The organism is Mucilaginibacter sp. P4_C11 (genome assembly GCF_056402115.1).
This window is the reverse complement of the sequence record NZ_JBFUIA010000035.1, coordinates 1-12,874: the sequence shown is the minus strand read 5'-3', so window position 1 is coordinate 12,874 and position 12,874 is coordinate 1. Positions and strand designations below refer to the sequence as shown.

Annotated in this window: 15 protein-coding genes and 1 pseudogene; 8 read left to right on the top strand and 8 right to left on the bottom strand. The window is 43.6% G+C overall.

Annotated features, from left to right (window positions below; translation table 11 throughout):
- Nucleotides 1-24 precede the first annotated feature (24 nt).
- The 4 genes from AC1DU2_RS25390 to AC1DU2_RS25375 are packed head-to-tail and all read left to right on the top strand — an operon-like array spanning nt 25 to nt 1,709.
- Nucleotides 25-498, top strand: a complete 474-nt coding sequence (locus AC1DU2_RS25390; RefSeq protein ID WP_477387856.1) for a hypothetical protein — start codon at nt 25-27, stop codon at nt 496-498.
- A gap of 7 nt (nt 499-505) precedes the next feature.
- Nucleotides 506-1,150: an NAD(P)-dependent oxidoreductase gene (locus tag AC1DU2_RS25385; protein WP_477368238.1), complete on the top strand. Its 645-nt coding sequence runs from the start codon at nt 506-508 to the stop codon at nt 1,148-1,150.
- Nucleotides 1,151-1,152: 2 nt separating this feature from the next.
- Entirely contained in the window at nt 1,153-1,377 is a 225-nt protein-coding gene (locus AC1DU2_RS25380) for a hypothetical protein (protein WP_477368241.1), read from the top strand.
- A gap of 17 nt (nt 1,378-1,394) precedes the next feature.
- Nucleotides 1,395-1,709, top strand: coding sequence for an antibiotic biosynthesis monooxygenase family protein (locus AC1DU2_RS25375; RefSeq protein ID WP_477387854.1), 315 nt, complete (start codon nt 1,395-1,397; stop codon nt 1,707-1,709).
- 19 nt (nt 1,710-1,728) lie between these two features.
- Here AC1DU2_RS25375 and AC1DU2_RS25370 read toward each other — a convergent pair whose 3' ends face one another.
- From AC1DU2_RS25370 to AC1DU2_RS25360, 3 genes are all read right to left on the bottom strand, one after another.
- Entirely contained in the window at nt 1,729-2,094 is a 366-nt protein-coding gene (locus AC1DU2_RS25370; RefSeq protein ID WP_477387852.1) for a DUF1304 domain-containing protein, read from the bottom strand.
- A gap of 101 nt (nt 2,095-2,195) precedes the next feature.
- Entirely contained in the window at nt 2,196-2,723 is a 528-nt protein-coding gene (locus AC1DU2_RS25365; protein WP_477387850.1) for a hypothetical protein, read from the bottom strand.
- A 349-nt stretch (nt 2,724-3,072) separates the two neighbouring features.
- Nucleotides 3,073-3,456, bottom strand: a complete 384-nt coding sequence (locus tag AC1DU2_RS25360) for a TraR/DksA family transcriptional regulator (protein ID WP_090645387.1) — start codon at nt 3,454-3,456, stop codon at nt 3,073-3,075.
- Between the two features lie 200 nt (nt 3,457-3,656).
- Between AC1DU2_RS25360 and AC1DU2_RS25355 the strand changes: the two genes are divergently transcribed.
- A complete protein-coding gene (locus AC1DU2_RS25355; RefSeq protein ID WP_477368253.1) occupies nt 3,657-3,779 on the top strand; it encodes a hypothetical protein in 123 nt (40 codons plus the stop codon).
- A complete protein-coding gene (locus AC1DU2_RS25350) occupies nt 3,779-4,096 on the top strand; it encodes a hypothetical protein (RefSeq protein ID WP_477368256.1) in 318 nt (105 codons plus the stop codon). The genes AC1DU2_RS25355 and AC1DU2_RS25350 overlap by 1 nt, the downstream gene beginning before the upstream one ends.
- A 55-nt stretch (nt 4,097-4,151) precedes the next feature.
- Here the strand turns inward: AC1DU2_RS25350 and AC1DU2_RS25345 are convergent, their stop codons facing one another.
- The 3 genes from AC1DU2_RS25345 to cysC form a co-directional block, all read right to left on the bottom strand.
- A complete protein-coding gene (locus tag AC1DU2_RS25345) occupies nt 4,152-7,001 on the bottom strand; it encodes a DNA gyrase/topoisomerase IV subunit A (protein ID WP_477387848.1) in 2,850 nt (949 codons plus the stop codon).
- 367 nt (nt 7,002-7,368) lie between these two features.
- Nucleotides 7,369-8,199, bottom strand: coding sequence for a sulfotransferase (locus tag AC1DU2_RS25340; RefSeq protein WP_477387846.1), 831 nt, complete (start codon nt 8,197-8,199; stop codon nt 7,369-7,371).
- A 35-nt stretch (nt 8,200-8,234) separates the two neighbouring features.
- Nucleotides 8,235-8,786, bottom strand: coding sequence for an adenylyl-sulfate kinase (gene cysC, locus AC1DU2_RS25335; RefSeq protein WP_477368265.1), 552 nt, complete (start codon nt 8,784-8,786; stop codon nt 8,235-8,237).
- Nucleotides 8,787-9,079: 293 nt separating this feature from the next.
- Between cysC and katG the strand changes: the two genes are divergently transcribed.
- Nucleotides 9,080-11,323 carry a catalase/peroxidase HPI gene (gene katG / locus AC1DU2_RS25330; RefSeq protein WP_477387844.1) on the top strand — a complete coding sequence of 748 codons (2,244 nt, stop codon included), beginning with the start codon at nt 9,080-9,082 and terminating at the stop codon, nt 11,321-11,323.
- An 86-nt stretch (nt 11,324-11,409) separates the two neighbouring features.
- Here the strand turns inward: katG and AC1DU2_RS25325 are convergent, their stop codons facing one another.
- Complete coding sequence (locus tag AC1DU2_RS25325; RefSeq protein WP_477387842.1) at nt 11,410-11,877, bottom strand: PIN domain-containing protein; 468 nt, start codon at nt 11,875-11,877, stop codon at nt 11,410-11,412.
- Nucleotides 11,858-12,085 carry a UPF0175 family protein gene (locus AC1DU2_RS25320; protein WP_477368275.1) on the bottom strand — a complete coding sequence of 76 codons (228 nt, stop codon included), beginning with the start codon at nt 12,083-12,085 and terminating at the stop codon, nt 11,858-11,860. Before AC1DU2_RS25320 ends, AC1DU2_RS25325 begins: the two co-directional genes overlap by 20 nt.
- A gap of 540 nt (nt 12,086-12,625) precedes the next feature.
- Here AC1DU2_RS25320 and AC1DU2_RS25315 point away from each other — a divergent pair.
- Nucleotides 12,626-12,874: pseudogene (locus AC1DU2_RS25315) on the top strand (glucosamine-6-phosphate deaminase); the annotation flags it as partial.

The window sequence follows — 12,874 nt, the reverse complement described above, 5'->3', positions numbered from 1 at the left end:
ATTTACTACCAAAAAGTTTAAAATATGCAAATCAGTTATCTTTTACCCACTTTCCTGGTGCTGCATTTAACAGCATTAGTATTAATGGCCGGTACTACATTGGTTGATTACCTGGCTTACTCATCGTTTTGGAAGTTTGCCGGCCAGGGCGACCGGCCCGATGCATTATTGAACATGATGGCCAGGCTGCCACGTGTGGCCGGTATTGGCGCTGCCCTGCTCATCACAAGCGGCATAGGTATGATGGCCCTAACCCACGGCGTTTTTGGCGAGCAGCTCTGGTTCAGGATCAAGTTTGCACTGGTGGTCCTGGTAATTCTCAATAGCCTGCTCATAGGGCGTCGGCAGAGCTTAAAGCTTCGCAAGTTACTGGAAGCTGGCGAATTGGTATTTACAACCGAAGTTGCCCGTATCAAAAGCAACATCAAAGCCTTTCACATGCTGCAGCTGCTGCTGTTTTTGCTGATTATTTTTTTAAGCGTTTTTAAATTTAACTGATATGACCATGAACATATTTATTGCAGGCGCAAATGGCGGCATTGGCCGCCAGGCGGTGGAGCAGGCTTTACAGGCCGGCCACCGGGTTACCGCGCTGGTACGTAATCCGGCTAACTTGCAGCTAATGCATCCCAATCTTAATATTATACAGGGCGACATCATGCGACCTGAAAGTTTTACAGCTGAAATGAAAGGCAAGCAAATTGTGCTATCGGCATTAGGTGTAAGCGGTGGTTTATTTAGCGATAAGCCTACCGCTCTTTACTCACAGGGCAACGCTAACCTTTTAAAAGCAATGGAGCAACATGGTGTTAAGCGCATCATTTGTATCTCGGCTTCGGCGCTGGAAATAAGCCCCGTGATTCCCTGGTATGTGCGCCTGGTTGCCCGGTATGTAATTCAAAAGCTACTTAAACATATGTATGCCGACCTGCATCGGATGGAAGCTATCGTAAAAGAAAGCAGCACCGACTGGACAATTATCCGCCCGCCACAGCTAACCGACAAACCTTTAACGGGTAATTATCGCACCGCTGTAAACCGGTTTTTAAAAAATTGCCTCCAGGTATCGCGTGCGGATGTAGGCCACTATATGGTAAACAACCTTGTTAACCAGGAAATTTACCGGGCAACCGTAGAGATAGCTTATTGAGCATGAATACCCAGGTTGAAATATTTAAAACCGATGTAATGCAGGGATGCGAAGCTGCCACGCTGATTAGCCTGTTATTGCAACATCTGCCCCATTGCCGCATCAATTTCGACCTGGAGGATTGCGACCGGATACTGCGTATTGAATCGGCGCAGCAGGAAATTAACCTGCCGCAGGTTATCCATATCATGAACAGGCAGGGTTATTCCTGTACTCTTTTAACATAATTAATAACACAAATCAAATGGAACAAATATTTATCGACCGCTTCATAATGCCCCAAAACGCAAAGGCGGAATTTACCGAACGCATGCATATCAATCGTTCATTTATCAAACAACTTCCCGGTTTTATTGGCGATGAAGCTTACGAACGTACCGACGATGAGGGCAACTTTATTTGCGTAACCATAGCTGTATGGGCCAGTGAAGAAGCACTAAAAAACGCGAAAGAATTGGTGCAGGCCGAATATCAGCAACAAGGGTTCAACTTACCGGCCATGCTGCAGCGCCTGGATATCAGGATGGAGCGCGGGCAATATAACAGGTTTAGTAATTAGGCAGCTAGACAGGGTTAACCTACATCCATATCACTACCGCGCACAATGCTACGGCGGCGGGCAGCATTTGCTTTATAAAAATAGCTTTACCAGCTGTAAAGCCACCGTACAAGCCCGCTACTACTACGCAGCCTAAAAAAAACATGGCCACATTTTTGGCCCATACTGCATCGCCAATCAGTAGCGCCCATATCAGCCCGGCGGCCAAAAAGCCATTATAAAGCCCCTGGTTGGCTGCAAGATTTTTGGTGGGCTCAAACAACTCGGCAGGGAAGCTTTTAAAGGTTGCACGGCCTTTGGTTGTCCAGGCAAACATTTCTATCCATAAAATATAAATGTGTTCAATGGCAACCAGGGCTATTAATATTGATGCTATGATTTTCATGATGGTATCAGGCTAATTGTATAAAACTACGCTAAATATTGTTTAATATTAAAAACATGGCCAATATTGCTTCAAAGCTATCAGCCGGGTACTTTAATACATTACCGCTGATAATCTTTTTTAATTTTTTCTGCTGTAAAAATACTATCAGCCTGTTGCCTGGAAATTAACCGGGTGCTATCACCCGGGTTAAAATAATAAAAAATGGAGTCTTTGGCTTTACCACGCGCGTATTCGATTCTTATCGACATATCCCTTGGCTGGCCATTAATGGGCTTAAGCTTATATTCATCATCCTCCAGTTCTATTTTCCAAACAGAATCTTCTATAATAATACGTTTCGATTGGTGTCCAATGGTAGTGTCCTTCGCCTGCCATTCTACAAACCTGTTCCACTTGTATTTTACATTCCAATCAATTGGAATTTCGGGTACGCCCAACCTCCGCCTGGTATCATTAAACACCAAGCCAAACTTAGTCAGATGGACATTATTGTTGTATTTGGATATATCTTTATACCCCATATATACCATCCAAAAAAGCACATTACTTATCCTTAAAATTTTATTCCATTTTGATTCTTTTTCACTAACCACGACAAAAACCAAAGCGATAAATATAACAGCCATACCTGCCAATTTGGTTAGTAACCAATCAAGCGATTCTAATTTATATTTAAATTCGATATACCAAATAACGCCCAGAAATAAAAAGGAAAAGCATATGATAATTATTGGCCATTTTTTCATCGGGTAAGGTTAGGACCCGCTTATGCGTTAAGGCAAACTATTAAGCGGGTATTGTGATAATGATTTATTAGCTGATAAATATATGGCAATTCCGGAATGATGTCAAAATATTTGATTTCAATAAACACCAGAAAATTATATGGATAGCAAACGGAAGAATTTATATCAAAAAATAAAGCCCGAATGTTTATCCATCCGGGCTTTATTTTTTCAAATAACTTACTACAACTTATTGTTTCAGCTTAGCCGCCATGCTTAGTGTAGTGTGGGGTACAGCCAATAAACGTTCGCGTTGGATAAGCTTGCCGGTTTCGCGGCAAATGCCGTAAGTACGGTTCTCTATGCGCACCAGGGCCGCTTCCAGCTGATCGATAAATTTCTTTTGGCGCGATGCCAGTTGGTTGATAGATTCTTTCTCCAGCGTTGCCGAGCCATCCTCCAAAGTGTTGTGCGAACTGGCCGTATCATCGGTACCATTGGCGTTGGGATTACTGATGGAAGAGGTCAGATCGAGCAGTTCTTCACGGGCCGATTTTATTTTTCCCTGTATCAGTGTTTTAAATTCCAGTAGTTCGGTTTCGTTATATCTTGTTTTTTCTTGTTCAGCGTTCATGAGTGCAGTTTACCTTTTATTATTGAACCAAACAACACATCAACCACGAATAAGTTTTGTTATTTTTTAATCTAAAAGTAAAGATGGTTTAATTATTTAATTATTATTTTAACATAGCACAAACATCGTTTTATTAGTTCATCTTTGATTACTACACACAGCCAGAAATACATCCGGCAGGTTATAAATCCCATACTACCATGAGCAAAGACAAAAAAAGCATGCCGAATCCGGTAGGTAAAAAAGCCCCGTCTGATTACCAGGCTGGTAAAACCAGCAAAGCCAAGCTGGACATTATAGTACCCAATAAAAAAGCTAAATAATGGCCGCCAAGTCTGCCGAGGCCCAGGCCAGGGATTTTTTATATGAACTAACCAATTGCGCCAGCGAATACGGGTTTGCTAAAGACGAGTTGTGGAATGTAAGCATAGCCGCCGATAAACAAAAAGCAGCTATCGAAAAGAAATACTACCCTGTAATATCGGCCTTGCTTGCACCTGATGTACTTGCCACCGTTCCCGGCCTTGTAGCTACCCGGTTAAACCAGGTAATTGCCGGTGCAGAACAAGGTGTACTTAAGGCGGGCCCTAAAGCCGAACCGCAATACCTGGTGGCGTATGTGGCTACAAGGAAGATGTAAAAAGTACTGTTAAAAAAAGCCACCGGTTGCAAATTCAACCGATGGCTTAAATAATTTAAAACAGCCCTAACTGGCCTTTATCGTCTATATCAATATCATCCGGGTTGGTAATCTCGAAATCAATTTTCTTGGTTTGAGTTTGCGCCGGTTTTGCAGGCGAATCCGATATTTCGTTTGAGGCTTCGCCCGCTTCAGGTTCCGGTGATTTTGCCGATTCTGTTTTGAGTGATTCTTCTTTCGGAGATTCAACCTGTTTTGGGGCCGATTTCGTTGCCGGTGTTTCCGGTTTTACCTGTTCTGTCTCAGGTTCTGCTTCGGCTGCCTCAATGTTTGTTTCAACCGATTCTTCTGCATCCCTATCTTCTTCTTCAACCGACTCCTCGGCAGCATCCTCAGTAGCTATCAGCTCGACAGATTTGATGGGTAATTGCGACAGGCGGTTGCCCATGGCTTTCATACCTTTTACATCTATCAGGTCGGCAAGGTTTACCTCAATGGTTTCGGGCGTTTGCTCTTTACCTTTAAGCTGTACAACTTTTACCAATTGGTTTGCTTTGGCGATGTAAAGCAGTTTTGATCCCGGCTCATCGCTGATGATGCTTACCTGTTTGCCTATAGCTATGGTTTCAAACACGAAGCGTTTAACCATATAGTTTTTAGATTTCCCATCGAGGTGAATTACCGAGAAAACCTTTTTAGGATCATATTTTTCAATCAGGATCATTTTATCATCAAAATGATTGTTCAGATCGAAATTAGTAAGCTCATACACGCCCGTACTTAGTACATTCAGGATACGGTCGTCGCCATCAAACTCGCCCAGGTATTTCCCCCGCCCATCGGCGTTAAGGCGTTTCAGGATCTCATCATACCAAATTTTTCTGCCGGCCAAGGTTGATATGCCCTTCGATTTCAGCACTATCTTTTTAACCGGGTACTTGGTAATGATATTCCCCATCGATCCGCGGCCTTTTATGGCTATCGAAGCAAAATCCTCATCAAACTGCAGTTTCTTAAGTTTTGAATGTGGTTTAAGCTGCACATTCACTATTTCGGCCTCGCCGTTGGAGTTGGCTGTAAAGTACAGCACTTTGGTGCCCTTTGTGCCCTTGGTAAGGTCGTATTCCTTATCGCGGGTTACCCCTACTACCGAGAAACGTTTGATATACGCAATGCCGCTTTCGCCATCTTTATATATCATGTTATACACGGTACGCTCGTCGTTCTTTTTAAATACGGCTACGTGAATGATATCTTTACCCACAAAAACCTTATCCTGCACTTTAGTGATCAGGCAGCGGCCATCGGCACGAAAAACGATGATCTCGTCGATATCCGAGCAATCGCCAACGTACTCAACCGCGTCATCCTTTTTAAGGCCCGAGCCCACAAAGCCATCGGTTTTATTAACGTACAATTTTATGTTGGCCAACGCCACCTGTGCAGCTTCCACTTTATCGAAGGTGCGCAGTTCGGTTTTACGGCCCCTGTCTTTCCCGTACTTTTCGCGCAGCTTTTCAAACCAGGCAATGGTATAATCGGTTAGGTGTTTCAGGTGATGTTTTACCTGCTTTATTTCGTTTTCCAGGGCCTTCATCTGCTCATCCGCTTTTTTAACGTCAAAGCGGGTGATGCTGCTCATAGGTTTATCTATCAGCTTTTTGTAATCCTCGGCTACTATGGTACGGTAAAACTGCGGGAAGAACGGCTCGAACAATCGGTTCAATACCTCCAGCACCGTTTCAAAATTACCCGATGTTTCATAGTCGGGGTGTTTGTACATCCCCTCCTGTATAAATATTTTAAGCAATGAGCTGAAGAAGATCTTCTCCATCAATTCCTTCAGCCTTATCTCCAGTTCCTGTTTTAATAGCTCTTTTGTAAAAAACGTGCTTTCGGTAAGCATATCGTTCACGCTCATAAAGCGCGGCTTATCTGATTGGATAACGCAGGTATTGGGCGATATAGATACCTCGCAGTCGGTAAATGCATATAACGCATCGATTGTTACGTCGGGGGATATACCAGGCGCAAGGTGCACCACAATTTCTACATCCCTTGATGTATTATCTTCAATCTTCTTAATCTTGATCTTGCCTTTTTCGTTGGCATTCACAATACTTTCCATCAGGCCACCGGTGGTGGTACTAAACGGAATTTCGGATATAACAAGTGTCTTTTTGTCTTTCTCGGCAATGCGGGCGCGTACCCTTACCTTGCCGCCGCGCTGGCCCTCGTTATAAGCAGATGCATCGGCCATACCCCCGGTAGGGAAATCGGGCAGCAAATTAGGCCTCACCCCTTTAAGGGCGGCTATTGATGCATCAATCAGCTCGATAAAATTATGCGGTAATATTTTGGTAGCCAAACCTACCGCTATACCTTCGGCACCCTGGGCAAGCAGCAGGGGGAATTTTACGGGCAGGGTAATAGGTTCTTTATTACGGCCATCATAGCTGGCCTGCCAAATAGTGGTATCGGCATTAAAAACCACATCCAACGCAAATTTGGATAAGCGGGCCTCGATATAACGCGGAGCCGCTGCCGAATCACCCGTAACCGGATCGCCCCAGTTGCCCTGGCAGTCAATCAGCAGGTTTTTTTGCCCTATTTGTACCATGGCATCACCTATGGATGCATCACCGTGGGGGTGATACTTCATGGTATTACCTATTACGTTGGCGGCCTTATTAAAACGCCCGTCGTCCATTTCCTTTAAGGAGTGCAGGATACGGCGCTGTACCGGCTTTAAACCATCATTAATGTGTGGTACGGCACGGTCAAGGATAACGTAAGAGGCATAATCAAGAAACCAGTTTTCGTATAACCCGTCGAGTGAGGTAACGTTATGTAATTTGTCGTCGTTATTGTCAGGTATCTCGTTTTGATTCAGATCTTCACTCATTATTCGCTAAAAACTTTTGGATGGGTAAAGATAAAAAATAATGCTGATGTGCAGGTTGGAGATAATTTGAAAATTTGAGGATTTGAAAATTTGAAAATTATTGTCAAATACTGATATGCAGATTTCAGATGTGCGGATGATTTTTTTAACACGAATGGTGCGAATTGATTCGAATTTCACGAATTTTTTGTTGTTAGTGATTTGACTGAACCAGAATTAAACAGATTCTTCAGATTACACAGATTTTAGAAATTTTGACCATTCGGCCTCCTGCAAATCAAATCAAAAAAATCTGAAGAATCTGCTTAATCCGAGTTCAGACCAATCATCTGCACATCTGAAATCTGCACACCTGCACATCAATAACCTACCCCAACCTAACATAATGGCCTATACGCAACTGAAGATATTGCGCCTTTACCAGTAAGGTTTTGGTTTGTATAAAACGCTCAATATCGTGCGGCGCACTCATTAAACTATTTTTGTAAACCTGGCCAAAATCAAAGTAGTTTAAATTAAACTTCCACTTGTTTTTTAAAAATTCAATAACCTGCTCGTCTTTCTCCAGCAATAGTTCGTAGTTAATAACCAGGTAATCATCCGCCGGTAACCTTTTTAAGGTCTTTAATATCTCTTCGTTATAGTTTATCCACACCTTTAAATAGGTTTCGGCATGCTCCATATAAAAGCTTTCCTCGCGGCGGCTGCGGCGCCAACACTTCCAAATCATCTGTTGAAGATAATTACGACCCTTATATTTTTTGTCGACGTTTGCAAACTCCCGTTTTATAAGCGAACTGATAACAGCATTGTAATCGCGCATGATTACCAGGTATTTGGCTTCGGGTAGCAGCTTACTGTAAGTATCCAGGAACAGGCAGGTACGCGGATCTTTCCACCCCCATTGTTCATACAGCTGCTGTTTTATGTTGATAACGCCTTGTAATTTAGCCAGCTGATAAGGTGATAGTTCTATCTTTTTGGCATCTACCAGCCCCGATATATCAAGGCTGTTGTTATTTAAAATCTCCTCATGCAGCTTCAAAAATTCTACATCCTCAAAATGCCCCTCAACATTGCCATTGCCGGCGGCTACCAGGCTTTCGCCAATTTGCAATCCACAGCGGTTAAGCCAGTTTGTTATCAACGACGTTCCGGAACGGTGCATCCCGGTGATGATTAAAGTTTGATGTTGCATGAGTATTAATTTATGAGTTTATATTTTTAAGATATTTAACAGGCGATGTACTGCCGGTTTAATAAATGACGCTCTTGCTGTATAAAAGCCAGCAGCATCACCGTACATTCTGTAATGTCATGGGCATAGGTGTTAATATAAAGGTGAGGCGTTGCCGGTGCTTCAAACGGATCATTCACGCCTGTTAAATTGCCTACCCGTTCCGGGTGGCCGGCAGGCAGCTGCGCTTTGTGATAAAGTCCTTTGGTATCTCTTGCTTTTAAAATGGGTAATGGGCAGTCAATATGAACTACTTTAACATCATCGTAATCGTTAATCAGTTGGCTCCGCATGGCCTCATAGGGCATTATGGCGCTAATGACAGTAACTATGCCCTGGTTGCTAAACTTGCTGGCTATAAAACCCAACCGCCTTATGTTTTCAAAGCGGTCTTCCCTTGAATATTTAAGATCGGGGAATAATTGCTGCCGGTATTCATCGGCATCTATTACCTCCGTTTGGATTTCCACCCGGTTAAGATTTTCCTTCATTTTTTTGGCGAGGGTTGTTTTCCCGGCACCCGACAGGCCACAAAGTAGTATGATCATAAATTAATAGTTTGTTAAACGTAAAACAGGCTGATGTTTAAACCTTTAATTAATTACCTGGTTAACGGTAAATTTTCAGCTTAAATTGCAGCTACCAAAGCGTGCATCGACATAGAGCACTTTTTTATCGACGAAGCTGTAAAACAAAGAGACGGCGACAGGGGCGCAGTTGCCATACCAGTTAGGCATACTATCGCTGTTTGCAGAAAAGATTACTTATTTATGAACGTTAAGTAGATATCTCAAATTAGATTTTCTTAATTTTAAACATAAACTTATACAACCTATTAATTATGGAAAACCACGCAGATAACAGCAAACTAAGCGATGTTAACAGCCCCAGCGCTGCAGCCAAATGCCCGTTTTTAAACGGAGCCCTAAAGCAAAGCGCCGGTAGCGGAACCAGGAACCGCGACTGGTGGCCTAACCAGCTAAAACTGAACATTCTTCGCCAAAATTCGCTCCTTTCAAACCCGATGGGCGAGGCATTCAATTATGCCGAAGAATTTAAAAGCCTGGACCTGGATGCTGTTAAACAAGATATTTTTGAGTTGATGACTACATCGCAGGATTGGTGGCCGGCCGATTATGGCCATTATGGTCCCTTCTTTATCCGCATGGCCTGGCACAGCGCCGGTACATACCGGGTTTCTGACGGGCGTGGCGGTGCAGGTTTTGGCACCCAGCGCTTTGCACCGCTCAACAGCTGGCCCGATAATGCTAATTTGGACAAAGCACGCTTACTACTTTGGCCGATAAAACAAAAATATGGCAAAAAATTGTCATGGGCCGATCTGATGATACTTACCGGCAACTGTGCCCTCGAGTCGATGGGGTTAAAACCTTTTGGTTTTGGCGGCGGCCGTGCCGATGTTTGGGAACCGGCCGAGGATGTTTACTGGGGATCTGAAAAAGAATGGCTGGGCGACGCCCGCTATACAGCCGATCGCGAACTGGAAAACCCGCTTGCTGCCGTACAAATGGGTTTAATTTATGTAAACCCCGAAGGCCCTAATGGAAACCCCGATCCGCTTGCATCTGCACGCGACATTCGCGAAACTTTTGGCCGTATGGCGATGAATGACGAAGAAACAGTTGCCCTTATAGCCGGCGGCCATACCTTTGGCAAAACGCATGGCGCTGCCGATCCGGGCCAATACGTAGGCAAAGAACCCGCAGGCGCTGCTATTGAAGAGCAGGGACTTGGCTGGAAAAATAGTTTTGGCAGCGGTAATGCAAGTTACACGATTACCAGCGGTTTAGAGGGAGCATGGACCACCACACCTACGCAATGGAGCAACAACTATTTTGAAAACCTGTTTGGCTACGAATGGGAGCTAACTAAAGGCTCGGGCGGTGCACACCAATGGAAACCTAAGGACGATGCAGGCGCGGGTTTAATACCCGATGCGCATGACCCGGCAAAACGCCACGCGCCATTTATGCTTACATCAGATATCGCTTTAAAAGTTGACCCTGCATATGAGAAAGTTTCAAGGCATTTTTACGAAAACCCCGGCGAGTTTGCCGATGCGTTTTCGCGCGCCTGGTTTAAGCTTACTCACCGCGATATGGGCCCGCGTGCCCGCTACCTTGGCCCGGATGTACCTGCCGAAGTATTGATATGGCAGGACCCTATCCCTGCAGTTACCCATCAGCTAATTGATGATAGTGACATAGCTGCGTTTAAAGGCAAAATTCTTGATTCGGGATTGCCTGTGTCGCAATTGGTATCAACCGCATGGGCATCGGCATCAACATTCCGCGGTTCTGATAAGCGTGGTGGTGCCAACGGTGCACGTGTTCGCCTTGCCCCACAAAAGGATTGGGAAGTAAATAACCCAGCGCAACTGGCGCAGGTTTTATCAACGCTTGAAGGTATCCAACGTGAATTTAACAGCGCGCAAACCAATGGTAAAAGTGTTTCTATTGCCGACCTGATTGTTTTAGCCGGATCCGCAGGTATCGAGAAAGCGGCTAAAACTGCTGGTTTTGATATCAACGTTCCTTTTACGCCGGGCCGGGCCGATGCATCACAAGAACAAACCGACGTAGAATCATTTGAATACCTTGAACCCGGTGCCGATGGTTTCCGCAACTATTTTAACCCGCAGCATTCCAGCGCCGCCGAAGCAATGCTGGTTGATAAGGCACAGCTGCTGACATTAACCGCGCCGGAACTAACGGTTTTGATTGGTGGTATGCGCGTGCTGGGCACCAATTTTAACGGATCTCAGCATGGCGTGTTAACCAACCGCACGGAAACACTTACCAACGATTTTTTTGTAAACCTGCTTGATTTATCGACAACATGGAAACCGACATCAGATGCCGGCCTGGTGTTTACCGGATCGGACAGGGCTACAGGAGAAATTAAATGGACCGGTACCCGTGTCGACCTGATCTTCGGTTCTAACTCCGAACTAAGGGCAATTGCCGAAGTTTATGCCTGTGCAGACGGCGGCGAAAAGTTTGTTAAGGATTTTATTGCCGCCTGGACCAAGATTATGAACCTTGATAGGTTTGATTTGGTTTGATTGCAGCTTTATATTAGTTAGCCTATAAAGAGGTGGCCGGTGATAAGGCCACCTTTTTTGTTAGCAATTGAAAATTGGTGATTTTATTATTCACCAGTCTCCCGTAAAACAGAATCGATCAGTGATTTTGCTATCCTAAAATTGGTTTGCTGTATTTGTTCAAAATAAGGCCTCAATGCAGGAATAAGGCCTTTACTTTTTGCGATTACCAATAAGCCAATAGTTCCTTTAACCAGCATTCCAAGCTTTTCCGCAAACCTCCGGGCATTGCCATCATCAATAATTAAAAAATCGAAGGTTATTTCGGATGCCAAAGCTATTGCACTTGCTTCTCCATAATCCACAAAATTTAGGAATTCATTTTGCAGAGCAACATTAACCACCGGCCTAATAATAACCCAATCGGGTAAGGGATATCTAAACTCGCTGGCTATTTGAGGCGTTGTTATTACAACCGGGAATAGCTGATGTAACAAATCGAGCGCATCCAACTTTTGCAATAAACTAAAGCAACTTGTATCAGTAATAATTACGCTATATCCCTTTGGCATCATTTATAGCATCCGCTGCACTTGCGTCAAAAAAATGCACACCATAATTCACCAAAATCTCGGCATAATCCCATTTCTGCATACCGCACATTTCTGCCGCCTGGCCTAAAGTTAATTTACCCGATTCATACAACTTGGCAGCAAGGAACCGTACGGTTTCGTCATGTTCTTTTTCAAGGGCATCGGGAACCTGTAATGTCATTGTAGTCATGATATAAAGATAGTGATTTAAAAAATAAAGGCAAAAACACTGTACCAGTTATGGAATTAAAAAAATTCTTATTTTATTCTACTAAATACATAGACAATATAGAATTAATTATATATTTGCGGCAGATAGTTTATAAAAGGGTGCTTTTAATAGCTACAACGCAGGCGCTGGCTGGCAGCAAGCGGATGGTTCGACCCCATCCCCTGCATCTCTTCTCTTCTCATATTTATGTTTTATAATTGGTTAGATCAGAGTTCCTGCCCATCAGGAGCTCTTTTCTTGTTTTATATTAACCTACAGGCAACATAAAAATAACTTATTAAAATAATTTAAAAAGTTCTTTTTATTGAAAATAAGTTTTATTATGTTTGTACCAGTAATGCACAACTTGTTATTAAATAGAATTCTTTTTAGCCTTATGTCGGTGAGGTTAAAACAGTTTTGTTAATTGGTTTGATAAAATCCTCGTTTCGGCGGGGATTTTTTTTAATACGCTTTTTTTAATTCAACATATATATAACAAAGGTTCTTTAGAAAATTATGGCCCGATTAAATTTATTGGAAGAGACCCGGTACGAGAAGCTGCCGGTAAGCGTTTATGGCAACCAGCAGGAGGCATCCATTGCCGTAGCAGGCAGGATAGCTAAACTTATCCGCGATAAGCAGGCAAAAGGCGAGCAGGCAGTGCTTGGCCTGGCAACAGGTGTTACCCCCATCCGTGTTTATGCCGAACTGGTACGCTTACACAAAGAAGAAGGCTTGTCGTTTAAAGATGTTATCACCTTTAAT

Bases quoted from the DNA above. Each gene is read 5' to 3' on its own strand.
- AC1DU2_RS25390 (WP_477387856.1), top strand. From the start codon at position 25: ATGCAAATCAGTTATCTTTTACCCACTTTCCTGGTGCTGCATTTAACA.
- AC1DU2_RS25385 (WP_477368238.1), top strand. From the start codon at position 506: ATGAACATATTTATTGCAGGCGCAAATGGCGGCATTGGCCGCCAGGCG.
- AC1DU2_RS25380 (WP_477368241.1), top strand. From the start codon at position 1,153: ATGAATACCCAGGTTGAAATATTTAAAACCGATGTAATGCAGGGATGC.
- AC1DU2_RS25375 (WP_477387854.1), top strand. From the start codon at position 1,395: ATGGAACAAATATTTATCGACCGCTTCATAATGCCCCAAAACGCAAAG.
- AC1DU2_RS25370 (WP_477387852.1), bottom strand. From the start codon at position 2,094: ATGAAAATCATAGCATCAATATTAATAGCCCTGGTTGCCATTGAACAC.
- AC1DU2_RS25365 (WP_477387850.1), bottom strand. From the start codon at position 2,723: ATGGCTGTTATATTTATCGCTTTGGTTTTTGTCGTGGTTAGTGAAAAA.
- AC1DU2_RS25360 (WP_090645387.1), bottom strand. From the start codon at position 3,456: ATGAACGCTGAACAAGAAAAAACAAGATATAACGAAACCGAACTACTG.
- AC1DU2_RS25355 (WP_477368253.1), top strand. From the start codon at position 3,657: ATGAGCAAAGACAAAAAAAGCATGCCGAATCCGGTAGGTAAAAAAGCC.
- AC1DU2_RS25350 (WP_477368256.1), top strand. From the start codon at position 3,779: ATGGCCGCCAAGTCTGCCGAGGCCCAGGCCAGGGATTTTTTATATGAA.
- AC1DU2_RS25345 (WP_477387848.1), bottom strand. From the start codon at position 7,001: ATGAGTGAAGATCTGAATCAAAACGAGATACCTGACAATAACGACGAC.
- AC1DU2_RS25340 (WP_477387846.1), bottom strand. From the start codon at position 8,199: ATGCAACATCAAACTTTAATCATCACCGGGATGCACCGTTCCGGAACG.
- cysC (WP_477368265.1), bottom strand. From the start codon at position 8,786: ATGATCATACTACTTTGTGGCCTGTCGGGTGCCGGGAAAACAACCCTC.
- katG (WP_477387844.1), top strand. From the start codon at position 9,080: ATGGAAAACCACGCAGATAACAGCAAACTAAGCGATGTTAACAGCCCC.
- AC1DU2_RS25325 (WP_477387842.1), bottom strand. From the start codon at position 11,877: ATGATGCCAAAGGGATATAGCGTAATTATTACTGATACAAGTTGCTTT.
- AC1DU2_RS25320 (WP_477368275.1), bottom strand. From the start codon at position 12,085: ATGACTACAATGACATTACAGGTTCCCGATGCCCTTGAAAAAGAACAT.